Source organism: Phyllobacterium zundukense, assembly GCF_025452195.1.
GTDB classification, from domain to species: Bacteria; Pseudomonadota; Alphaproteobacteria; order Rhizobiales; family Rhizobiaceae; genus Phyllobacterium; species Phyllobacterium zundukense_A.
In genome coordinates, this window is sequence record NZ_CP104973.1 from 2400008 (window position 1) to 2422080 (window position 22073).

Annotated in this window: 24 protein-coding genes, 1 other RNA gene and 4 pseudogenes; 15 read left to right on the forward strand and 14 right to left on the reverse strand. The window is 57.4% G+C overall.

Going from position 1 to position 22073, the window contains the following annotated elements; genetic code table 11:
• The first annotated feature begins 86 nt into the window (after window positions 1-86).
• Window positions 87-3857 carry an AsmA family protein gene (locus N8E88_RS24125; protein ID WP_262292802.1) on the forward strand — a complete coding sequence of 1257 codons (3771 nt, stop codon included), beginning with the start codon at window positions 87-89 and terminating at the stop codon, window positions 3855-3857.
• 5 nt (window positions 3858-3862) lie between these two features.
• On the opposite strand, the gene N8E88_RS24130 is transcribed toward N8E88_RS24125, so the two are convergent.
• From N8E88_RS24130 to N8E88_RS24160, 7 genes are all read right to left on the reverse strand, one after another.
• Window positions 3863-4354: a VOC family protein gene (locus N8E88_RS24130; RefSeq protein WP_262292803.1), complete on the reverse strand. Its 492-nt coding sequence runs from the start codon at window positions 4352-4354 to the stop codon at window positions 3863-3865.
• 87 nt (window positions 4355-4441) lie between these two features.
• Window positions 4442-4723 carry a hypothetical protein gene (locus tag N8E88_RS24135; RefSeq protein WP_262292804.1) on the reverse strand — a complete coding sequence of 94 codons (282 nt, stop codon included), beginning with the start codon at window positions 4721-4723 and terminating at the stop codon, window positions 4442-4444.
• Between the two features lie 152 nt (window positions 4724-4875).
• Complete coding sequence (locus N8E88_RS24140) at window positions 4876-5130, reverse strand: type II toxin-antitoxin system Phd/YefM family antitoxin (protein ID WP_262292805.1); 255 nt, start codon at window positions 5128-5130, stop codon at window positions 4876-4878.
• A 52-nt stretch (window positions 5131-5182) separates the two neighbouring features.
• Entirely contained in the window at window positions 5183-5419 is a 237-nt protein-coding gene (locus N8E88_RS24145) for a ribbon-helix-helix domain-containing protein (RefSeq protein WP_262292806.1), read from the reverse strand.
• On the reverse strand, window positions 5416-5628 hold the full coding sequence (locus N8E88_RS24150; protein ID WP_262292807.1) for a DUF4169 family protein: 213 nt from the start codon (window positions 5626-5628) through the stop codon (window positions 5416-5418). The genes N8E88_RS24145 and N8E88_RS24150 overlap by 4 nt, the downstream gene beginning before the upstream one ends.
• Before the next feature lie 7 nt (window positions 5629-5635).
• A complete protein-coding gene (locus tag N8E88_RS24155) occupies window positions 5636-6211 on the reverse strand; it encodes an SspB family protein (protein WP_262292808.1) in 576 nt (191 codons plus the stop codon).
• Window positions 6212-6417: 206 nt separating this feature from the next.
• Window positions 6418-7107, reverse strand: coding sequence for a TetR/AcrR family transcriptional regulator (locus N8E88_RS24160; protein ID WP_262292809.1), 690 nt, complete (start codon window positions 7105-7107; stop codon window positions 6418-6420).
• Between the two features lie 217 nt (window positions 7108-7324).
• On the opposite strand from N8E88_RS24160, the gene N8E88_RS24165 reads away from it, so the two are divergent.
• Window positions 7325-8533, forward strand: a complete 1209-nt coding sequence (locus tag N8E88_RS24165; RefSeq protein WP_262292810.1) for a multidrug effflux MFS transporter — start codon at window positions 7325-7327, stop codon at window positions 8531-8533.
• Between the two features lie 88 nt (window positions 8534-8621).
• Here the strand turns inward: N8E88_RS24165 and N8E88_RS24170 are convergent, their stop codons facing one another.
• From N8E88_RS24170 to ssrA, 3 genes are all read right to left on the reverse strand, one after another.
• Entirely contained in the window at window positions 8622-9095 is a 474-nt protein-coding gene (locus N8E88_RS24170; protein WP_262292811.1) for an SRPBCC family protein, read from the reverse strand.
• A complete protein-coding gene (locus N8E88_RS24175) occupies window positions 9076-9429 on the reverse strand; it encodes an ArsR/SmtB family transcription factor (RefSeq protein WP_262292812.1) in 354 nt (117 codons plus the stop codon). The genes N8E88_RS24170 and N8E88_RS24175 overlap by 20 nt, the downstream gene beginning before the upstream one ends.
• A 112-nt stretch (window positions 9430-9541) precedes the next feature.
• Window positions 9542-9899: a transfer-messenger RNA gene (ssrA, locus tag N8E88_RS24180) on the reverse strand.
• A gap of 159 nt (window positions 9900-10058) precedes the next feature.
• Here ssrA and N8E88_RS24185 point away from each other — a divergent pair.
• Window positions 10059-10370, forward strand: a complete 312-nt coding sequence (locus N8E88_RS24185) for a DUF2853 family protein (protein ID WP_114428640.1) — start codon at window positions 10059-10061, stop codon at window positions 10368-10370.
• Window positions 10371-10498: 128 nt separating this feature from the next.
• Here the strand turns inward: N8E88_RS24185 and N8E88_RS24190 are convergent, their stop codons facing one another.
• On the reverse strand, window positions 10499-10645 hold the full coding sequence (locus N8E88_RS24190) for a hypothetical protein (protein ID WP_262292813.1): 147 nt from the start codon (window positions 10643-10645) through the stop codon (window positions 10499-10501).
• 27 nt (window positions 10646-10672) lie between these two features.
• Between N8E88_RS24190 and thyA the strand changes: the two genes are divergently transcribed.
• Window positions 10673-11599 carry a thymidylate synthase gene (gene thyA / locus N8E88_RS24195; RefSeq protein ID WP_262292814.1) on the forward strand — a complete coding sequence of 309 codons (927 nt, stop codon included), beginning with the start codon at window positions 10673-10675 and terminating at the stop codon, window positions 11597-11599.
• A 108-nt stretch (window positions 11600-11707) separates the two neighbouring features.
• Here thyA and arsK read toward each other — a convergent pair whose 3' ends face one another.
• Both arsK and N8E88_RS24205 read right to left on the reverse strand, forming a co-directional pair.
• Window positions 11708-12928 carry an arsenite efflux MFS transporter ArsK gene (gene arsK, locus N8E88_RS24200; protein WP_262292815.1) on the reverse strand — a complete coding sequence of 407 codons (1221 nt, stop codon included), beginning with the start codon at window positions 12926-12928 and terminating at the stop codon, window positions 11708-11710.
• A gap of 7 nt (window positions 12929-12935) precedes the next feature.
• Window positions 12936-13265: an ArsR/SmtB family transcription factor gene (locus N8E88_RS24205; protein WP_262292816.1), complete on the reverse strand. Its 330-nt coding sequence runs from the start codon at window positions 13263-13265 to the stop codon at window positions 12936-12938.
• Between the two features lie 46 nt (window positions 13266-13311).
• Here N8E88_RS24205 and N8E88_RS24210 point away from each other — a divergent pair, with 46 nt between their 5' ends.
• The 11 genes and pseudogenes from N8E88_RS24210 to N8E88_RS24260 all read left to right on the forward strand — a co-directional run bounded on the left by N8E88_RS24210 (window position 13312) and on the right by N8E88_RS24260 (window position 20146).
• Window positions 13312-13860, forward strand: a complete 549-nt coding sequence (locus N8E88_RS24210; protein ID WP_262292817.1) for a DUF6428 family protein — start codon at window positions 13312-13314, stop codon at window positions 13858-13860.
• Window positions 13861-13879: 19 nt separating this feature from the next.
• Complete coding sequence (locus tag N8E88_RS24215; protein ID WP_262292818.1) at window positions 13880-14236, forward strand: ArsR/SmtB family transcription factor; 357 nt, start codon at window positions 13880-13882, stop codon at window positions 14234-14236.
• Window positions 14229-14726, forward strand: a pseudogene (locus N8E88_RS24220) (arsenate reductase ArsC); the annotation flags it as partial. The gene N8E88_RS24215 and the pseudogene N8E88_RS24220, both read left to right, overlap by 8 nt.
• 93 nt (window positions 14727-14819) lie before the next feature.
• Window positions 14820-15161, forward strand: a pseudogene (locus tag N8E88_RS24225) (GNAT family N-acetyltransferase); the annotation flags it as partial.
• Between the two features lie 122 nt (window positions 15162-15283).
• Window positions 15284-15991, forward strand: coding sequence for an aquaporin (locus tag N8E88_RS24230; protein WP_315975249.1), 708 nt, complete (start codon window positions 15284-15286; stop codon window positions 15989-15991).
• Window positions 15988-16410: an arsenate reductase (glutaredoxin) gene (arsC, locus tag N8E88_RS24235; RefSeq protein ID WP_262292819.1), complete on the forward strand. Its 423-nt coding sequence runs from the start codon at window positions 15988-15990 to the stop codon at window positions 16408-16410. Before N8E88_RS24230 ends, arsC begins: the two co-directional genes overlap by 4 nt.
• The gene (gene arsH / locus N8E88_RS24240) at window positions 16400-17113 is read left to right on the forward strand and encodes an arsenical resistance protein ArsH (RefSeq protein ID WP_410010699.1); all 714 of its coding nucleotides are present in this window, start codon (window positions 16400-16402) and stop codon (window positions 17111-17113) included. The genes arsC and arsH overlap by 11 nt, the downstream gene beginning before the upstream one ends.
• A gap of 76 nt (window positions 17114-17189) precedes the next feature.
• Window positions 17190-17690 (forward strand): dihydrofolate reductase, encoded by a 501-nt coding sequence (locus N8E88_RS24245; protein ID WP_262292821.1) that lies wholly within the window; start codon window positions 17190-17192, stop codon window positions 17688-17690.
• Window positions 17691-17880: 190 nt separating this feature from the next.
• A pseudogene (gene hflK, locus N8E88_RS24250) lies at window positions 17881-18992 on the forward strand (FtsH protease activity modulator HflK).
• Entirely contained in the window at window positions 18989-19945 is a 957-nt protein-coding gene (gene hflC, locus N8E88_RS24255; RefSeq protein WP_262292822.1) for a protease modulator HflC, read from the forward strand. The pseudogene hflK and the gene hflC overlap by 4 nt, the downstream one beginning before the upstream one ends.
• A 15-nt stretch (window positions 19946-19960) precedes the next feature.
• Window positions 19961-20146, forward strand: a complete 186-nt coding sequence (locus tag N8E88_RS24260; protein ID WP_114428649.1) for a DUF2065 domain-containing protein — start codon at window positions 19961-19963, stop codon at window positions 20144-20146.
• Between the two features lie 186 nt (window positions 20147-20332).
• On the opposite strand, the pseudogene N8E88_RS31905 reads toward N8E88_RS24260, so the two are convergent.
• Window positions 20333-21924 (reverse strand): annotated as a pseudogene (locus tag N8E88_RS31905) (DUF1254 domain-containing protein).
• Window positions 21925-22073: the final 149 nt, after the last annotated feature.

A 22073-nucleotide genomic window follows, 5' to 3' on the forward strand; every position in this document is an offset into this window, starting at 1 on the left:
ACTGGTGCTTATGGTGCCCGGCACGTATCGATCGGAGTAGGACACTGGCACGCCTGTTCGTATTTATCGGCGGATTATTGGTACTGGTGCTGACAGCGGCGCTGGTTGTGCCCTATTTTGTCGATTGGGCAGGTTACCGGTCCTCCTTCGAGCGCGAAGCATCGGCGCTGCTCGGGCGGCCTGTGACAGTCGCAGGTACTGCCAGCGCGCGGCTCCTGCCGTTTCCCTCGGTGACGTTTTCCGATGTCAAGGTCGGTGATCCGGGTTCCGAGCCGGTGATGACGATCGAAAAGTTTTCGATGGACGCCGAACTTGCGCCATTCGTACGTGGCGAAATCCTGATCTTCGACATGCGGATAGAGAAGCCGACGGCAAAGGTTGCCATTGACAAGAACGGCGTCATCGACTGGGCGATCCGTCCGCGCGCGCCTTTCCATTCGGCGCAGGTCAGGCTGGAGGATATGCGCATTACAGATGGCTCGGTCGTCATTCGCGATGCCTCGACGGGAACCACCCGGACGATTGGAAACCTCAATGCGTCATTGTCGGCAACCGACCTTTCCGGGCCTTGGAAATTCGACGGCACGCTGTTTTTCAACGGCGCAAAGACGGCGGTCTCCGCGTCGACGGGCGCTGTGAAGCCAGACGGCACATTGAACGTGCAAGCGCGCGTTTCCCCGGACCGCATCCCGGCGGCATTCGAGACCGACGGCGAGTTGACCGTGAATGAAGGCGTGCTGAAATATGCCGGCAATATCGACATTCGTTCGGCCGACGAGGTGGCGGCCCCTGACGGTGCCAAGACTGTTAGGAAAACCGAAAAGCCTTTGCTTTCCAGCGTTCGCGTCACCGGACGTTTTGAAGCCGATCACGCCAAGATCAACATTCCCGAATTTCGCATGGAGCAGGGGACCCTCGACGATCCCTACATCGTCAATGGCAACGCGCTCTTCGATTACGGCAATGATCCGCGTTTTGAAATCAAGGCGGACGGACAGCAAGTCACCTTTGCCAATCAGAATGAACAAGCCAAAGGCACGACACCCAAACCGGCTACCGCATCGGAACGGTTGGGTGTGTTCCGGCGTCTGATGGACCAGCTGCCAATACCGACCGTTCCCGGCACGATCGATCTGAAACTTCCGGCGATCGTTGCAGGCGATACGACGATTCGCTCGGTAACGATCGACGCCGCGCCGTCGAACGGGGCATGGCAGGTCAATCAGGTCAAGGCGGAACTGCCGGGGCGAACCCAGTTCGAAGCCAAGGGCACATTGCAGGTCGGAGAGGATTTTGGCTTTGACGGGCGATTATTGATCGCATCGCGTCAGCCCTCGGGACTTGCCGCATGGCTGACCGATTCGGTTGACGAGGCGATCCGCCGCCTGCCCGGAGCCGGTTTTTCCGGTGATGTGAGCCTGCATGACGAGTTGCAAAAGGTCGACAATCTCGAACTGGCGCTTGGCGGTGCATCGCTCACGGGCTCGCTGGTGCGTAGCGCCAAGGGCGAATCCCTGCCGCTGACGCAACTGACGCTTGAGGGAGGGGCGCTCGACGCCGATGCGCTGGAGGCTTTCGCAGCGATTTTCGGCAATAATGAAGCGCCATCTGCCAATGGTTCGCCGCAGTTGCGCGGCCAGGATCTCGATGTGCATCTGAAGGCGGGACCCGTCACACATGACCGGCTGGTTGCGGAAACTCTGGACACAGCTTTCCGCCTGCGCGATGGCGTTTTCGATATCGATCGGCTGACAATTGGCAATGTTGCGGGCACTACCATAACGGCGACCGGCAAGCTTGAGCCCTTCAAGGCCGAACCTTCGGGGTCGCTCGACTCGACCATCCTTTCCGATAATCTCGCCCCCTTTGTTACGGCGATGGCTACCCGGTTTCCGGATTTCCCGTTCATCAGGACGTTGAGCGAAAACGCCGCCCGGTTTCCGGGTCTCTTCGAGGAGACCAATCTGAATGTCATTGCCAACACTTTGCATGGCAAAGGCGGGTCCGAGTTTTCATTGAGTGCGGCCGGAAAAACCGGGGGGATGAACGTAACCCTATCCGGCACGACGACGGCAAACGCCGACAAGTTGCGCTCGCTCGAGCTGACGATGGATGCGCGCAGCGCACAGGCGGAGACGCTGATGGCGTTGATAGGGCTCCCGGCGCTGCCACTCGGCATGGCGGGCGAACTGGAGGCCGACCTCGCGTTGAAAGGTAATGAAAGAGATGGCCTGCAGACACAGCTTTCGCTGAAGTCCTCGGATGGACAGGCGCTCGTGGATGGCAGTTTTCGCAGTATCGGCGGCCAGCTGAGCGGCGAGGGCCGTGCCTCGATCAAGGCAGCGGATCTCGAATCCTATATTGCAACAGCAGGTTATTCATTGCCCGGCTTCGGCAATGGCATGCCCGTGGACATCGCAAGCAGTTTCCAGCTCTCGAAGGATAAACTCACCTTGCCCGATCTGAACGGCGAAGTAAGTGGCAGGAAGATTGCTGGCCGCCTGGGCTTCGACATCGAGAACGGTATACCGGCGGCGCAAGGCGATCTGACGCTCGCACAACTCGACCTTCCGTCATTGGCGCAATTCATGCTGGGCACGAATGCGCTCGAAACTGAGGGTCGCAATGCCTGGCCGAAGGAGAGCTTCGCGGCCGCACCGCTTTTTCCAGTAAATTTCAACGTGAAAATCAATGCTGCGGAGGCCCCGGCAGGGATTCTTGGCACGATTGGTAAATTCCAGACGATCGCTACCCTGAAAGACGGCTCGCTTCGTCTCGACGATGCGAAAGGCGATCTGCTTGGCGGCCAGGTCCACGGCATGTTCGAATTGCGCAATACCAGTGGTACAGGTCTTGCGACCGGACAGTTTACGCTCGACCAGACGGCTCTCGAGGCCCTCTACAAGCCGGACGAAGACCAGACGCCGCTGAAGGGCAAGGCGAAGATATCGGCCTCGGTCAATGCGACAGGTACCTCGATCGCCGAGATGATGGAATCTGTCGCCGGTTCGGGCGTGGTCTCGGTCGCCGATCTTGCGATCAACGCAATCAATCCCGGCGCGCTGAAGCCCATTCTTCAAGCGGCGGACGCGATGGAAGGTCCCGTCGCCGCAGCAGCCGTGACTGCCACGATTGGCAAGTATTTGCATGAGGGCACGTTCAATGCCGGGGCCGCGGAATTTGCCTTCACGATTGCCGGCGGCATGGCGCGGACCTCGACATTCCAGCTTCAAAGCGAAGCGGCAACGCTGGCCGCGGATCTGCGGCTCAATTTTTCCGACATGAGTATTGCATCGCAAGGGCGTTTTACCTTCGATCCCGGCAAGGCCGTGGTTGCTGGAGCCGACCCGCTTGTCGAGTTCAGTCTGGCCGGTCCACTGGATAATCCAAAATTGGCTCTGAACCGGCAACCGCTTGAACAGTTCCTGACCCAGCGCACCCTGGAGCGCGAACAACAACGGGTCGAAACCATGCAAGCTGCGCTTGTCGAAAAGCAGCGCCTGCGCCGCGAAGTGCAACTTTATCAGGCCCGCGCGAATGAGCGTGTGCGGCTCGCCGAAGAAGCCCGGCTCAAGGCAGAACAGGAAGCGCGAGCAGCTGCTGAACGCGCCGAGGCTGAGAAGCGCGCGGCAGAGCAGCGGACCGCAGCGGAAAGGCGTGCGGCCGAGGAGGCGGCACAAAAAGCGATCGAACAATCGCAACCGGCACCAGCCCCGGCTGCGCCACAGATGCAAACGCCACCCGGACCGGGTGGCGCTGCAGCAGCGCCGCAGGGCACTGGTGCGCTCGACAAGCAGTCAGTCGACGAGTTCCTGAAAACGCTCGAGCCCAAGTCTCTGGACCCGAAGATTCAGTAACATCATTAATCGCTGGTGCCGTTATATGCGTCCTTGATCTTCTGGATGTCGATTTTGTACATCTTCATCATCGCTGCCATGACACGGTCGGCTTTCGCCTGGTCCTTGTCCCGCAGCATTTCGGGAAGAATAGTAGGAACGATCTGCCATGACAGGCCAAATTTGTCCTTGACCCAGCTGCAGGGGCGAATCTGCCCGCCATCGGCCGTCAGTTTTTCCGTCAGTCGATCCACTTCCTCCTGGGTACTGCAGTCGATGGATAGCGAAATACCCTCGGAAAATTGAAATTCCGGCCCCCCATTCAAGGCAATATATTCCTGGCCTGCAAGCTGGAAAGTGGCGACGAGCAGCGAACCTTCCTTGGATCCACCCTCTTTGCCCCAGTTGAGTTTATTGATAATTTTGCTGTCCTCGAAAATGGACATGTAAAAATCCATTGCCTCCTCGGCGTTTCCATTGAACCAAAGGCAGGGGGTAATCTTTTGTTTGGCAGGCATCGTTTTCCCTTTCATAGCGGTTTGCGCTGACTACAAGACGAATGAAGTTTGGCCGTTCCGACATTGCAGGATACTTTTTTAATGACGTCAGTCATCACGCGATATGATGTGAGCTTTGAGTTTTTGCTGTCTTAATAAAATACCGTACTTCAATTGCTCGAAAAGGTCTTTGGGCAGTAGGCCATAGTCATACTTGTCGAGTGATCCCGGACGTTTTCTCAAGTCATAACCAGGCCAAAGAAAGCTATTCAGCTCGTCGAAGCGAAGCCACTGGCGGTCATTGTCCAAGCCAAGCGCTCGGCACACCTCACGAGGTATTTCCAACGAGGCATCGATATCTTTGTGCGGCACGTGGGTGATCGGTGCCACAATTGTTCTTATGAGGCCGTCTGCGGTGCGTGGCGTAGCAACAACTATCGCGCTTGGTCTATCCTTGGATCCTTCGAATGCACCCCGTTCGAATTCATGACTCCAAAGGAAATTATAACGAATGACTAGGCCCGGGCGCGGTTCGGGAATGCTCACTTGGGAGCGAGACCGTGCGTGGCAGCTTCAATAGCAGAAATGTCATCGTCATCGAGTTCACCCACGATCAAAACCTTGCGTTCACGCTGTTTCAATTTTTCATAGTGAGCCATCTCTTGAGCGGAAAGATATGCACCGACAACACGACCGTGACTGGTAACGTTGATCACCTTGGCTTCGATCGCTTCATCCTGATATTTGGCAAAATTGCGGGAAAATTCGGTTGCCCGCACGGTTCGTGCTTCAGCCATTTTCTTCTCCTGTAAAAACGTAAAATACGCAAAATACGTAATTTGTCAAACTTTAAAATGTTGCGGGCGGGTGCGCAGAATTCCTCACCCAGTCCAGCGCATAGATGCGCAGCGCTGATGACAGGTTGGAGTTGCGATCCCTGGCCGCGTCGATTTCGGCAACCAGGCCCGCAAGCGTCACGCCGCGGCTGGTCGCGATCGATGCAATGATTTCATGGAACGGATCTTCGAGCGAAAAGCTCGTGCGGTGCCCACGAATGGTGACGGAGCGCTTACGAACGCCGCTCACTTGCCGTCCGGATCATCTTCTGTGGCGGAAGGATTCGTTTCAAGGCGGTGGTCGTCAAGAAACCGCTCTCTCTTGCGATCGGCTTCCCGGTCAAACCGCTTCTCGGCCTTGGTCCGTCCGAACAGGATCCTGTTTTCGGCTGCGATCTTCTCAGCAGCCTCCTTGGTCTTGCGCTTCTTGACCAGTCGAAGATTGACGATCTCGGCCATAGCCTAATTATTTCTTCTTGCGGAAAGAATCCAGCGACACCACGGACGCGGTGGCTTTGTCTCCGGTCCCCTCGGTATCTGATTTGTCGCCAGCCTTGGCCGGCTTTTTCACGGTCTTCACCGGTGGCTTCGGCTTGGCGCTGGGCGTTGCAAGCTTGGGCTTGTCGGTTTGGGGGACAGGAGCAATGCTGGTTATGCCCTGATCATTGTCGCCAACAGTCTCTTCGACTTCAACATCGAATTCCAGCTCGAAATTCACCGACGGGTCGTAGAAGCCGCGAATCGCCGAGAAGGGGACGACCAGACGTTCGGGTACGTCGCCAAAGGAGAGCCCGACCTCGAAAAGCACGTCGGTAACCTGCAGGTCCCAGAACTGATGTTGCAGCACAATTGTCATTTGTTCCGGATATTTTTCATGCAGGCGCGACGATATGCGAACGCCTGCCGCACCGGTCAGAAAAGTGACGAAGAAATGATGGTTGCCGGGAAGTCCAGCCTTGGCGACTTCGCCTAGCACCTTCCGGATAACGCCGCGAAGCGCTTCCTGGGCAAGTATATCGTAGCGGATCATATCTTGTGGCATGCACTCTTATCCCATGGATTGACCCCTCCCTGTCAAGCGGAGATGGCTGTCATCATTCACCATTATGGCGCATGGCCAGCGGAATTGCGACCGCTTGTCTGCCGTACAAAAAAATTTAACGTTCGCCGGGAAATTGACGAACGTAAAATACAATCTTAGACGCCGTTTGCGGCGAATTTTAAGATGAGAATCAGATTGAGAAGGTATCAGCTCACGACAGCAAGGGCGGGCGTTCGCGGCGCCGTCTCGCTCGCAGGCCCTGCATAGGCGCGGATGAAAGTCTGCACTGCGTTGCGCGCGCCGCTTTCGAGTTCCTCATCGGTCGGCGTTCCGCCGAATAGCGTGATCATTTGCAGATCGGCGTTGACCAGGGCAAGGAACTGCCGGGCAGCAAGGTCGAAATCGTCGATCCGCAGCACGCCTTTGTGGCTGAGGCGTGCAAAAAGGGCGCCGAGAGCCGTACCGATCTTGCCGGGGCCATGCTGGCGCCATGTTTCAAAAAGGTGCGGGTAACGCTCGCCCTCGGACTGCACAAGCTTGCGCAGGAATTTGCCGTCCTGATTGCACAGGCAATTTTTTGTGAGACGAACGGCAAAGGCTGTCAAATCGTCCTCAAGACGATCGGACTTGTCTGGAAAGGTCGATAATATCGAATACAGCATGGCGTTGGCACGGTCCATGACATCTTCGACGACCGCCGTGAACAGCGTTTCCTTTTCGCGGTAGTGGTTGTATATGGTCTGGCGGGAGACACCGGCCTCTACCGCAATTTCGTCGATACTCGCTCCCGAAAAGCCTTCACGGCAAAATACCTCGGCGGCGGCATCCAATATGGAAATGCGTTTTGCGCATTGACCACGCTGGGTATGGCCCTTCAGTCCGTTCCGATTTTTCATGAACTGAGGATAATGCGTCTTGACGCGTTAGACAATAGTGTCTAATTTTACAACCGTGTCCATATTTGTTGACACAGCTTTTTGCCCGTGTTGATGCGCTATCCTCCCAAGCCCCGCGCACTCATATCGGCTCCCGAAAATCAGTTTGAACTCCTCCCGAGATCTGGCGCGAAGACAATCCGGTTCTTGCGCCGCGGTTTTCTGAAAGATCACCATCATGACGAGCTCCTTCTTTCGTAGTGCCCTCATCCTTGGCCTTCTGACAGCCATCGGTCCCTTTGCGATCGACATGTATCTTCCCGCGATGCCGTCCATAGGACAGGACCTCGGGGCGGAAAACAATGCTGTGCAGATGAGCCTCTTGGCCTTCTTCATTCCATTTGCGGTTGCCCAGCTCTTCTATGGGCCCATCTCCGATATGTGGGGCCGCAAGGCACCGCTCTACATGGGCATCGGTTTGTTCGCCGTTGCGAGCATCGGCTGTGCGCTGGCAAGCGATGTCGAGACCTTGATCGCATTCCGCTTTCTGCAGGGCATTGGCGGCGCTGCTGGTATGGTTATTCCCCGGGCCATTGTTCGGGATATGCATACGGGCGTACAGGCCGCGCGGCTGATGTCGCTGCTGATGCTTGTTTTCAGCATTTCGCCAATCCTTGCTCCGCTGACGGGCAGTGCCGTCATCGTGCTCTTTGGCTGGCGCGGCGTCTTCTGGGCCGTGATGATCGCTGCGTTTCTTGGTCTGATCCTGCTATCGACGCAGCTGACGGAGACGCGAACCAAGGACGCCCGCGCGGAAAGCGGTTTCGGCAGTGCCATGGCAGCCTATCGCCTGCTGTTCAAGGACGGCAATTTCCTGACGCTCACCTTCATCGGTGGTCTTGGCCTGTCCAGCTTCCTCGTCTATCTGGCCAACTCACCCTTCGTGCTGATCAACCATTACGGATTGACGCCGACACAGTACAGTTTTGCCTTCTCTATCAATGCAGTGTCGTTCTTTGCTGTCTCGCAGCTGACGGGTTGGCTCGGGGCGCGCTATGGCCTCGTTCGCGTGATGCGCAACGCTGTGACAGGCTTTTCGCTGGCCATGGTCGCCATGGTTGTCGTCATGAGCCTTGGCTTCAACCAGCTGCCGGTCATGGCGACCTTCCTCTTCATCGGCTATGGTTTCCTAGGGCTTGTCCTTCCGACAACCGGTGTGCTTGCGCTTGAAGACCACGGCGAAATCGCCGGCACGGCATCGGCACTGATGGGGACGCTGCAGTTCGTTACTGCTGCTGTCGCCATGGGTATTGCCGGCGCATTCTTTGATGGCACCGCCTTGCCGATGGCAGCAGGCATTGCCCTTTGCGCCGTCGGTGCATTGATCGTCACGCAGACAACGGTTGCTCGCCGCCGCGTTGTCGAGGCGGAAGCCGCCGCAGAATAAGATTTCTCATCCTCCATCAGATGCGAAAAGAAAGGCCCGGACGATGTCCCGGGCCTTTTTCATGTCGAATGTTTGATCGGGAGATCTGTCATTCCTGCGCGAGCAGTTCTTCCAGCCGATCGAAGGCGCTGTTCCAGCCCTCCCGGTGACCATCGCAATCTTCAGGCGTATCGAATTCGCTCTGTTGGAACGTCATCAGCGTCTTGCCGTTCTGGCCCTCGAAATTGATGCTGACAAGCGTTTCGAGACCCGACCTGCCATCCGCCTGATCCCAGGCGAAGGTGAATGCCAGGCGCTTGCCCGGCACGATCTCGCGATAGACGCCGCCATGCCACAGCTTCTCGCCGCTTGCCTGCGAATCAAGGCAAGCACGCCATTTGCCGCCAACCCGCAGGTCCGATTCGACATAACTTGCCGGATAATCGCGCGGGCCAAGCCACTGCAACATGCGTTTTGGATCCGAGAAGGCATCGAAAACCAGCACGGGCGAAGCGCCGAAGACGCGCGTTATGGTCAGAACGCGACCGGCTGAGGCGTTCGTTTCAATGTTGGTCTGGGCCATCGTGATCTCCATCTGTCTGAACCTCCTGCAGATATTCTTCCAGCCGGTCGAAACTGGTTTCCCAGAAGCGCCGGTAATGTTCGAGCCAGTCCCTCACTTCCTTGAGTGGAGCCGCGTCGAGACTGCATGGCCGCCATTGCGCCTCGCGGCCGCGAGTGATGAGCCCGGCGCGTTCGAGCACCTTGAGGTGCTTCGATACTGCTGGTCCGGACATGCGAAACGGTTCGGCAAGCTCCGTCACCGAGGTCGTGCCCAGCGCCAGACGTGCCAGGATCGCCCTGCGCGTCGGGTCTGCCAGTGCCGAAAAGATGTTATCGAGACGATCGGATGTCATTCTAATGCTGAACCATTCGGTTATTTAACTGTTTGGTTTTATACGCCGCAATAGTCGGCACGTCAAGACTTGCGCGAGCCGAACGGGAAGGGGACATGAATGGAGAGGGGAAAGTGAAGGCTTCTGTTGCCAGGTGCCTCCGAACCCCGCCTAGAAGTGCGAACCCCTAGGACTTGATTTGAAGCTATCGCACCGCATTAAGCGGCGAGACGTGCTTCCGCATAGTTGTCGTTTGCAACTACTAGGTTAGCCCGATAACGGTGGTACAATGCCGGGCAAAAGTTCGATCTTTACACTCTTGTCGATCCTATTTCGCCCCCGCCACAACGCAGCGAAACCTGCTGCGTTGTGGTGGAGGCGCCGGGTACCGCCCCCGGGTCCAATAAGCTTATTACATCGTCCGTTTATCGCCATAGCTGGCCGAAGCCAGCAGCTCTTATATAGGGGCTGTTTCGCCGAATTGAAAGAGTGGCCGAATTGAAACAGTGATTGACTTGGAACTGATGCTGGGGAATGTTTCGGGTGTCTAGAGAGCCATCGCCTCATGCATCTGCCAGTTTGTGCGATGTCTTCATTGTCAGGGAGGTTGCAATGCCACGCATTGAGCCTAGCAATCAGGGGGTTTTTTGATGAGTGACTATCTAAAGGATGTTCGTCATTACGATGCGGCTGCCGATGAGGCGACTGTCGCGAAAATCGTCAAACATCTCGGAATTGCTCTGCGCAACAGGGATTCCTCGCTGGTTTCCTGCACAGATCCGGACGAATTGAAGCGTGTTCGCACCAATTGGGTTGAAAAGAAGCTCGGTCTCACGGACACCGCCAAGTCCGATGCCGCCATTGAATCCGTGTGCGCGGCCATGAGCGCGGACAGCTCCAAGAGCCGTGTTACCTTCTATTACCTGACCGCGAAAGCCCTCGGCGCTCTCGGCAAGCTTTGATCATTTGCGCCAGCTGATCCAGAATCATCCCCGGCGAATCACCGGGGATTTTTCATTGAATACATAATTTCATCAGCGCATCCCTGTGGATCACGCACAAGTTCAAGTGTTTCGCCGGGCGAGATCTGCTAAAAGAAATCATGCGCACTTATCTTGATCTTCAGCATGTGTTCGATACGAGCGCCGATTGCGGCGACCGGACCTGTATTCGGTCCGTTTTCGGCCATCAGATGCGTTTCGGCGACACGAACATCGCTTACCTCGAGACTAGCCATTACTTTTAAGTACCACACGGATTTCATATGGCCCGCCACCCGGAATATCAGTATCTCGACCTGTTAGAGCATCTTCTTGAAAAGGGTGATCGCCGCATCGATCGCACAGGCGTCGGCACGCTGTCGATGTTTGGCACGATGATGCGTTTCGATTTATCCGATGGAACCTTCCCCGTTTATACAACGAAGAGGGTGTATTGGAAAACTGCCGTGAAGGAGATGCTGTGGTTTCTCACCGGGCAAACCAACATTCAATCGCTCCTCCGCGAAAATGTGCGAATCTGGACTGACTGGCCTTTGGACAAGTACCGCAAGGCAACGGACGAGGCGATTTCGCAAGAGGAGTTCGAGTCTCGCATTCTCTCAGACGATGAGTTTGCCTTGAAGTGGGGCGATCTGGGTCCGGTGTATGGAAAGCAATGGCGACACTGGCTCGACGCGAATGGAAACGAGCACGACCAGATCGCTGACGTCATCCAGACACTGAAAACCAATCCGGCGAGTCGTCGCATGCTGTTCCATGCCTGGAACGTAGGCGAGCTTGATCGCATGGCCCTGCATCCGTGCCATATGACCTATCAGTTTTATGCGAGCGAAATGGCAGGCGGCGAAGGCAGCGGTTCGCGTGGTAAACTCTCTCTGCTTGTTGGACAGCGTTCCTGTGACCTCGGCTTGGGGAATGCCTTTAATATATGTCAGCAGGCAGCATTATTGTACATGGTCGCTCAACAGGTCGATATGACGCCCGGCGAGTTGATTTGGGTCGGGGGCGATGTACATCTGTACCTGAATCACATCGAAATGGCGAAGACACTGCTGTCGAGAGAGCCACGGCCCTTCCCAAAATTGCGGCTTGCAAGACGACCAGACTCCATCGACGGGTATCGGATAGAGGACTTCGAGGTAACGGGATATGACCCCCATCCGCCGCTCGAAGCGCCCGTAGCGGTCTAAAAATCTGCCAACAACACTTTAAATTGGCTTCTTAGGATATCACGAAGACAAGCGGGAGATTTTGAGAAGGCGTCAGGAATTTCTCATTACAACCTCAATCTTCTCGCGTTACCGATTCCCTCGGCCCGCCCGCAGCTGTCGTCCAATAAGCGCGAACGACATTGCTGCCATTGAACCGATGGCGACGCAAATCAGCAGGGACGGTCCAATGCCCAGCCCATGCATGATGAAGGCAAATACAAAAGGTGCTCCCGACGATGCAACCAGACGGACAGAAGTGGACTGTCCAACTCGCTCGCCGTAACCCATGCTGCCGAACAGCGCCAGCGGAAGCGTCCCCTGCGCAATGCTGGCCAGCCCGCTTCCAAGGCCGAAGATGACGGCAAACGCCAACGCCCCCGTCAGCCAACTACCACTCCACAGCAGGATGGCTATCGCCGATGTCATCAGGCCGGTCGAAATGATGGCCAAACCCAGAGGTTGCAGTCTGTTTCCGCTCATGAGGCTGAACAACCGGCTGGCGACCTGTGCTGGACCGAACAAAGTGCCGACGAGAACGCTGAAGCTGCCCAGCCCGAGAGCCGTCAGGATTGGCAGCATATGGATCAGAACAGCAGCGTTGATAAAACCGAGAAGAGCGAAACCCGATACCATCAAGACGAACCCCTGACGAAGCCGATCTGTTGGAAGCGTACCCTCGACGATCGGCATCGCTGACGTTGTCGCTTGTTTGTGATGGTTGCGCGAAAGCAATGCCAACCAGAAGTGGATCGGCAGGCAGAGGAGCAAATGGGCCGCCGCGAACACATAGTACACCTCGCGCCAGGTCAGATGTTGATGAAGCGCCGTCGTGACCGGCCAGAATATGGTTGAAGCGAATCCGGCGATCAGAGTTAAATGCGTGATGCTGGTTTTTGCTGTGAGCGGCTTGATTTGTACGAGCAGGGCGAATGCGGCCGTGTAGAGCACGAACGTTGATGCGAGCTCGACGGCGACAAGGCCGAAGACGAAGGCGATCGCATTTGGGGAAAGGGCACATGCCAGTAGGGCAATGGCTGCGCCAATCGAACCCAGCGCCATAAGACGGCCCGCGCCAAACCTGTCAATCCATCGACCTACCCAAGGAGATGCCAAGCCGCTTGCAAGGAGTGATGCGGAAAACGCTCCGAACACCCAGTCTGATGGCCAGCCGAATTCCCGGCCCATTGAAGCCGCCAACGGACTGAAGCTGTAGTAGAGTGTCCCATAACCTATAATCTGCGTCACGCCCAGGGAGGCGACGACGAGGCGGCTTTGGGTGAGCAGCGGTGCGTTTCGAAACGTCCTCAATTCGTCCCTACGCCTCGCAGGTTTGGGTGCAGGTGTCGGCAGCAGGATCACAGCGTCCCTGGCAGCAGTCCTTCATCAGGAACTCGATCAAACCGGAAAGCGCGGGATAGACAGCACTATAGATGATCGAACGCGCCTCACGACGCGATTGTATAAGCCCCGCCCGCTCGAGATGGCTGAGATGGAAGGATATCTTCGACGAGGACGCCCCCATGGCGTTGCCGACAGCGCCGGCCGGCATGCCATCTGGTCCGGCTATGACGAGCAGACGGACAATGCGGAGCCGGGTTTCCTGGGAGAGCGATGCAAATGCATCGAGAGCTTGCAATTCGTTCATAATTACCTCAATATCTCAAAAGATGTTGAAATGAGGATAACGCAACATGGACACGATAACCAGCCCGGTTCTCATTGAATTTTACGGCGACGGAACCCTTGCCGGGATGCTTGCCGCAATGGAACCACACGCCGACAAATCATTCGTCATCGAGTATGGCGGGCGCACCATCCAATCCGGCTATCATGTTACAGAAGTCAGGGCTGGGTCCTTCGTCACGCTCGATTGCGGTGGCAATCCTGATCAATGGCACGAAACCATTCTCCAGGTGGAAGACCTGCCCTCGCAAAGCGGTCGTGATTTCATGAAAGTGAGCAAATTCCGCGGGATATTAACTCAGGTCGCGAACCAGATCGAACTTGACGCCGGCGCTCGCCTGACATTTGAGGTGGGAACGCCTGACACGCCCATGCAGGTTTTTGATATCAGCACGCTGGCGATCGAGTCCGACCGCATTGTGCTAGCCCTTGTCGCACGTCCTGCTATCTGCAAGCCGAGGCATCGCCGGCAAAAGAGGCGGTCGCTGTATCGTGTTCTGGCTCAGCCGCGAAAAGCGCGGCATGTTGCCCCTGAGCGCCTTGACGATTTGACATAATATCGATATATCGCGATATATGGAAAAGAATGATGCCATCGACGCCTTTTCGGCCATTGCGCAGCCAACGCGCATGGACGCGTTCAAGCTCATCGTCATGCACGAGCCCGATGGTATCGCGGCTGGCGAGGTTTCCCGCATCCTCGACGTTCCGCAGAACACGATGTCAGCCCATCTGGCGATCCTGTCGCGCGCCGGGCTGATTTCCTCCGAGCGGCAAAGCCGTTCCATCATTTATCGCGCCAGGTTCGAGAACCTGCGTGAAGCAATCAAATACCTTTTGAAGGATTGCTGCGCTGGCCACCCGGACATCTGCGCGCCATTGCTTGCCGACATCGTTCCGTGCTGCCCGCCGAAGGAGAACTTCAATGCATGATCGCGTTTACAATGTTCTCTTTCTCTGCACTGGAAACTCTGCGCGCTCGATCCTGGCAGAATCGATCTTGAACACGGAGGGCAAGGGACGCTTTCGCGCGTACTCTGCCGGCAGCCAGCCGAAGGGAGAGGTCAACCCGTTCGCGCTCAAAGTTCTCGATGCTCTCGGTTATCCGACGGAAGGTTTCCGTTCCAAGAGCTGGGATGAATTTGCCGAACCGGGCGCGCCGGAGATGGACTTCATTTTCACGGTCTGCGACAGCGCAGCGGGAGAGGCGTGCCCGGTTTGGCCAGGCCATCCCATGACGGCTCATTGGGGCATCGAAGATCCGGCCGCTGTCGAAGGCATCGACATCGAAAAGGAGAGAGCCTTCTCGCTTGCCGCCCGCTACATGAAGAACAGGATCATGGCATTCCTCAACCTGCGGCACGATTCCGTCGATCGGCTATGGCTGACAACGAAGCTCCAGGCCATCGGCCGCCGTGAGGGGTTGGAGGCGGAAGCAATAAATTCGATCGATACGGATTTCGAGACGGCTCTTCAAGCGGCATCATTGCCGACCGGCGATCTTGCAGAATCGAACGGCACGTTCTTTCGCTTTGCTGACCGCCAGGGCAATCCCGTCGGATTTGGCGGCATCGAATTCTACGGAAAGGATGCGCTCTTGCGCTCGATCACAGTGTCGCCCGAGGCGCAAAGACATGGCCACGGCAGCGCCATTACACGTCTGTTGCTCCAATATGCAGATCTTCAGGGAGCCGAAACGGGCTATCTACTGACCACCAATGCCGCACCATTCCAAGGCAAACTCGGCTTTCACCCGGTCGACCGAAGCCTTGTGCCCGCCGCAATCCTGGCATCGCCGCAGGCATCCAGGCTATGCCCCGCGACAGCGTCTATCCTGACGCGGTCGGTTTCCATCTGAGGAAGAGCCATGTCCATCTTTGAACATTATCTCGCCATCCGACTGGCCTTGCGCAGGGCCGTCGGTGTCGCATTCGGGTCCGGTGAAATTGGCCGCATTCAGGCGAGAATGGGTTAGTGGCCGTGACGCCTGACCTGTGCCGCCGCCTCGCCGCAGAAGCGCTGGGCACGGCGATGCTCGTTGCGACCGTCGTCGGTTCGGGGATCATGGCCGACCGGCTGACGAACGATGTGGCGCTTTCGCTCCTTGGCAATACGATCCCCACCGGTGCGATCCTGGTGGTGCTGATCACCATCCTTGGACCGATTTCGGGTGCACACTTCAATCCGGCGGTGACGATGGTCTTCGCGCTTCGGCGGGAGATCGCGGCGAATGCAGCGCTTCTCTACATCATTGCGCAGATCGCGGGCGGTGTAGCCGGATCGCTGATAGCCCACGCTATGTTCGAGCTTCCGATCATCGAGATTTCGGCGACAGTTCGCACCGGGACGGGACAGTGGATTGCGGAAGTCGTAGCCGCTTTCGGTCTCGTCTTTACGATCCTTGCGGGCCTTCGCTTTCGGCCGGATGCAATTCCCTGGCTGGTCGGACTCTATATCACCGCCGCCTACTGGTTCACCGCCTCGACATCGTTTGCCAATCCAGCCGTCGCGATCGCGCGAGCCCTGTCGAATACCTTCGCAGGTATCCGGCCCGTCGATTTACCCGGCTTTATCATCGCAGAGATACTCGGGGCATTGCTTGCAATGGCGCTGGCAAGCTGGATGCTGGCGGAAGAGGCTCCCGCGCCCCAGGCGCTCAACAAATTGAAAGGTGCTGAACAGCCATGACCGTCACCATCTACCACAATCCGTCGTGCGGCACGTCGCGCAACACGCTGGCTCTCATCCGAAACGCGGGCATCGAGCCGACGATCATCGAATATCTGAAGTCGCCACCCGCTCGACAGGAGCTCAAGGACTTGATCCGGAGAGCCGGCCTGACGGTTCGCGAGGCCATACGCGAAAAAGGCACCCCATACGCCGAACTCGGTCTCGATAACCCGTCGTTGACCGACGAGCAGTTGCTCGACGCGATGGAGGCGCATCCAGTTTTGATCAATCGCCCCTTTGTTGTAAGCGATTTGGGCGTACGTTTAAGCCGGCCATCGGAGGTCGTCCTCGACATTCTGCCAAACCCGCAAAAGGCACCATTTGCGAAAGAAGACGGTGAGGTCGTCATCGATGCCGAAGGAAAGCGTGTTGTCTGATCTGCCTAATATTCTTCCCGACGCGCTGCACATCCCGGAGCCTTCGAAGCTCTCTGCTCCGCGATCCACCCATCGTCCGCGGATCTTGCTGCTCCACGGCTCGTTGCGGAAAGTCTCCTACAGCCGTCTTCTCACGCAGGAGGCGGTGCGACTGCTCGAGCATTTCGGGGCGGAAACCCGCATCTACGATCCAGCCGGATTGCCGCTGCCTGACGATGCACCGATTGACCATCCAAAGGTGCAGGAACTGCGCGATCTCTCTCTGTGGTCGGAGGGCCAGGTGTGGACAAGCCCCGAGCGGCACGGTGCGATGACCGGCGTTATGAAGTCACAGATCGACTGGATACCATTGGCAATGGGAGCGATTCGCCCAACCCAGGGGCGGACGCTTGCCGTCATGCAGGTGTCAGGCGGTTCGCAGTCGTTCAACGCAGTCAACCAGATGCGCGTGCTCGGGCGCTGGATGCGCATGATCACCATCCCTAACCAGTCGTCGGTTGCCAAAGCCTATCAGGAGTTCGACGAGCACGGCCATATGAAGCCGTCCGCCTATTATGACCGCGTCGTTGACGTGATGGAAGAACTCGTCAAGTTCACGCTGCTGACGCGTGATGTTTCGGGATATCTCACCGACCGTTACAGCGAGCGCAAGGAAAGCGCGGTCGCATTTGAAAAGCGTGCCAATCTCAAGAATGCTGTTTGAATTTCACCCGAGCATCAGGACGCCGATCGCGGTATAGAATCCGCGCGAATGTTTGTTTGAAACGGATGGATACCTGATGATCAGTTTTGTTGTTGCGATTGCCGAAAATGGCGTGATCGGCCGTGAGAATGGTTTGCCATGGCGGCTGTCCTCGGATCTGAAGCGATTCAAGGCGACCACCATGGGCAAGCCCATCATCATGGGGCGCAAGACATGGGATTCGCTCGGGCGGCCGCTGCCGGGCCGTACCAACATCGTCATCACGCGCGATCCTGCCTTTTCCGTTGAAGGTGTCATCGCCGCCCGGTCCATCGATCAGGCGCTGATGATTGCAGGGAGCCATGCCGGTGCCGACAAGGTCGACGAGATTTGCATTATCGGCGGCGGCGATATTTTTCGGCAGACCTTGAACCGCGCCGACCGGCTTTATGTCACCTGGGTTCTAGCTGAAGTCGAAGGCGATGTCGTTTTCCCTCCCATCGATCCCAAGGTATGGACCGAGATTTCCAGCGAGGATTTCCCGGCAGGTGAAAAAGACAACTATGCAACACGGTTCGCCATCTACGAACGCGGCTGATTTGTTCCGGTCAATTGCGAGCATTATGAAAATATCATGATAAACGGGCATAATCGTTCGGCTTTTTACCAATTCCGCTTGAAATGTACTGCCATGCGTTGAAAGCGTGCCTTGCGATCCCTATAAACGGGAAGTTGGATTAGCGGGAGGAAGCCACGGGTGGCGCTTTCGTTCAAATTAAGAGGTAGGAATGCCCTGGAGTAATCAGAACGGTGGCGGCGGCCCATGGGGTGGCGGCGGTAATAATAGTGGCGGCGGTGGCCCTTGGGGTCAAAAGCCGCAAGGGGGTGGAGGCAAAACCCCTCCCGATCTTGAAGATATATTCCGCCGCGGTCAGGATCGTTTGCGCCAGGCGCTTCCGGGTGGTTCCGGCGGCAGTCCGGCGATCTGGGGCCTGGCAGCGCTTGCACTGGTGGCTTTCTGGCTTTTCCAGTCGATCTACACCGTCCAGCCGGACGAACGCGCTGTGGAGCTGCGTTTCGGCAAGCCCAAGCCTGATATCGCCGAGCCGGGCCTGCATTTCCATTTGTGGCCGATCGAGATCCTACGAAAAGGTCGAGATCGTCGAAAAGCAGAAGAATATTGGCGGGCAGGGTACTCGCGGCGCCAAGGAAGGCCTGATGCTCTCCGGCGACCAGAACATCGTCGATGTTCAGTTCTCCGTGCTGTATCGCGTTTCCGATCCCGTCGCCTATCTGTTCCATGTCGAAAATCCGGAAAACCTCGTGCAACAGGTTTCGGAAAGCGCCATGCGCGAGATCGTCGGCCGCAGTCCGGCTCAGGATATCTTCCGTGATAACCGTGCTGGCATCGCCAATGATGTGCGCGCCATTATCCAGAAGACGCTCGACGATTATGGCGCGGGCATTGCGATCAATGCCCTGTCGATCGAAGATGCCGCGCCGCCGCGCGAAGTGGCCGACGCGTTCGATGAAGTTCAGCGCGCTGAACAGGACGAAGACCGTTTCGTCGAGGAATCGAACCAGTATTCCAACCAGAAGCTGGGTCAGGCCCGCGGTGAAGGTGCGCAGATCCGTGAAGATGCGGCTGCCTATAAAAACCGTATCGTCCAGGAAGCAGAAGGTGAGGCTCAGCGCTTTACCTCTGTCTATGACCAGTATGTCAAAGCGCCGGAAGTTACGCGCAAGCGTCTCTTCCTTGAAACGATGGAGCGTGTACTGAAGGATTCTGAACAAGGTGATCGTCGATCAAAGCGGGCAGGGCGTCGTGCCTTATCTGCCGCTGCCGGGTTTGACTCCTAGACCTGCCCCCGCCACCACTCCAGAGGGGACAAAGCAATGAACCAGAATCGTGTTCCGCTTCTCGTTGGCCTAATCGCCTTCATCGCCTTGTTGGCCTATTCGTCGCTTTTCGTCGTCAGGGCCGGCCAGCAGGCCATCGTCCTGAGGTTCGGTGAGATCGTCGACGTGAAGGCCGATCCCGGCATTTATTTCAAGTGGCCTTTCGGCTTTCTTGAGGCCGACAATGTCCAGATGATCGAAGATCGTCTCCTGAGCTTCGAACTCGACAATATCCGTGTTCAGGTTTCAGGCGGCAAGTTCTACGAGGTCGATGCGTTCCTCGTCTACCAGATCACGGATCCGCGCAAGTTCCGTCAGACCGTATCGGGCGATATAACCTTGGCGGAAGCCCGGTTGCGTACGCGTCTCGATGCGGCGTTGCGTGGTGTCTATGGCTTGCGCGGCTTTGAAGCCGCCCTGTCGGACGAGCGCGCCGGCATGATGAACGAAGTGCGCGAGCAATTGCGTCCTGATGCGGAATCGCTCGGCCTGCAGATCACCGACGTGCGTATCCGCCGGACGGACCTCACGCAGGAAGTGTCACAGCAGACCTTCGACCGCATGAAGGCAGAGCGTCTGGCGGAAGCCGAGCGCCTGCGCGCCCGCGGCCGTGAAGCAGCACAGCGTATCAAGGCCATCGCCGATCGCCAGGTTGTCGAAATCATCGCGGAAGCACGCAAGGAATCGGAAATTGCCCGAGGTCAGGGTGAAGGCGAGCGCAGCCGTATCTTTGCCGATGTCTTCTCCAAGGATCCGGATTTCTTCGCGTTCTACCGCTCGATGACCGCCTATGGCACGGCGCTGGATAATACGGGAACGACGATGGTGATTTCACCCAATTCCGAGTTCTTCCGCTATTTCCAGGATTCGAATGGCGGCCTGCCTCCGGTCAGCGGTCCGACGCCGCCCGCCGGTGCAACGCCACCGGCTCCCGCCGCTCCCGCCCCTCAATAGGGGCGGGTTCACATCATGGTTGATTTCATTGATGCCGTAGGGCTGTTCCTCGTATTCGAGGGGCTGCTCTACGGCCTTTTCCCGCTCGTTGCAAAACGCGTTGCCCGCGATGTCAGCGAACAGCCGGATGGCTTCCTGCGCATCGCCGGCGTCGCTTCCGTCGCCATCGGCGTAGGGGTGGTGTGGCTCGCTCGGGGGTAGGTGGGCCTGCCGGAACTAACGCAATGATTGCCGCGTTGCTACGGCCCATTGTCTTTTGCTAGATGCAGCGAAGTTGAATTTCAGTGCGGCCGGAAGCACCGTCGCGTAGGCCAGCCCTTCTCACACTCCTGAAACGCGGCGGGCGGCCGTCGATTGGTCGCCCATCCTATTGCACTCCGGGCGGCCCTATCTGACCAGCTCGATTTCGCTTGGCCGCCACTCCTTAGTGAAGAACGGCTCCAATGGGCTGTAGAGGCGCAGGAGCGTGAACCAGCCCTTTTTGGGGTCGGTCTGGATCCATTTGCCGCGCTTCACGCCGTCGGGCTGGGTCGGGCCGAAGTAGACGGTTGTGGAGCCGTCGGCCGCTGCCTCGGCCGCAGGAGACGGAAAGCTCTGGCTGCCGGCGCGCGGATAGCGTTGCGGCGTATCGAGCATAGAGCGGGTCATGTTGTCATAGAGCGTGAACGACCAGAAGTTTTCTTCCGGAATGCCCTTCGGCAGCGTTACCTTGTAGGTCTTGGCGCCGTCGAAGTGGTTCTTGTCCGCGTCCGTCAAGGCAAACAGGTACTGCGAGCCGATACCGGTCAGGCGCATGGCCATGCCGGGCGTGATGCCGGTGATGCCATAAAAGAAGTTGGTTCTTGCATCCATGGTGCGGTAGCCGGTGGCTGGATACGGCTTGACACCCTCGGGCGTTATTTCAGGGATCGGCGTTTCGAACTCGTAACCGGTCTGGAACAAGTAATTCATCCAGGCTGAGTTGGGATAATAGAACCAGCTTGGATCGCGCGGAGACATGAACAGGGTGCGCGAGCTTGCGTTGGCGACCGCCAGCGCTTCGGTCATGATCTTCTTCATGCGCTCGTCGGGCGCGAAGGGCTTGCCCTTGACGATGCCGATCGCCGCGATCGGGCCCATCAGTTCCGGGTCGAGCGACGTGGCCGGTTCGTTCTGCACGACCTCGTTGAGCATCTCGTAGAAGCTCCAGTCGTTGGGCGGAAGGGTGTTCATCACCTTGCCGCTTCCGTCGTGGAACACGGTCGGCGGAGGCGGGGTGATCTTGCCAAGCTTGGTTTTGCCGGCCAGGAAGTCGGCGACAGGCGTGCGACACCGCCTTCTTCGTAAGGATAGACTTTGGTGAACTTCTTGATCCCTTCGACCACCGGCTTGGGATCGCTATGATTCTCCAGGAACGATCGGCCGAACCACACGATGGAATTGGTGCGGGCGCGCGCGACGAAGAATCCGCCTTGCGGCAGCGGTCCGGTGTAGTCCGGCCCCACAATCAGATACTTGCCGCCCTCCCCGCGGTCTGGCCCAGGCCCGCCGAGGTCGATCACCCAGCGGAACCAGGCGTCCTGCACGGCGCCAAGAAACTTGGGCGGCGTTTCCAGCACCACTGGTCCCTTGCTGAGATCGAGGGCACCCATCACGTAGATCGTATCGGCATTCGCAGTCAGAAACAGCGACTTGGCATCCATCAACTGTTCGAAAACAATGACCTCGTTGTCCTTGACGCCAACACTTTGCAGACCCTTGCGGAAGCCTTGAATACTGACGCCACGCAAGTTGTCCATGAATGCACGGTAGGCGTAGGTGAAGTCGAGGTTGTCATAGAGTTTCTCGGCCGTCGCCTTGCTCGGTACGCCGTCCTTGAACTCAAGTGCACCAAGACGCGACTCGACCTTGTCGGGGGTGACGAGTGATGGTGGGATTTCGGCGGTCTGTGCGATGGCATCGAAGCTGGTGACCGGTAAGCCGCCTACCGCGAGGAGCATCGCCAGTCCGGCGATGACGCCTTGGGTCGGCTTGATGGTACATCCCTTCACCTTATTCTTCATGTCGATCATGGCTTCCCCCTCCGGAACTGAAAGGACCGCACCACAGCCTTCGGCTAACCGACGCTGTCAGAACGGCCTCGCTTGTT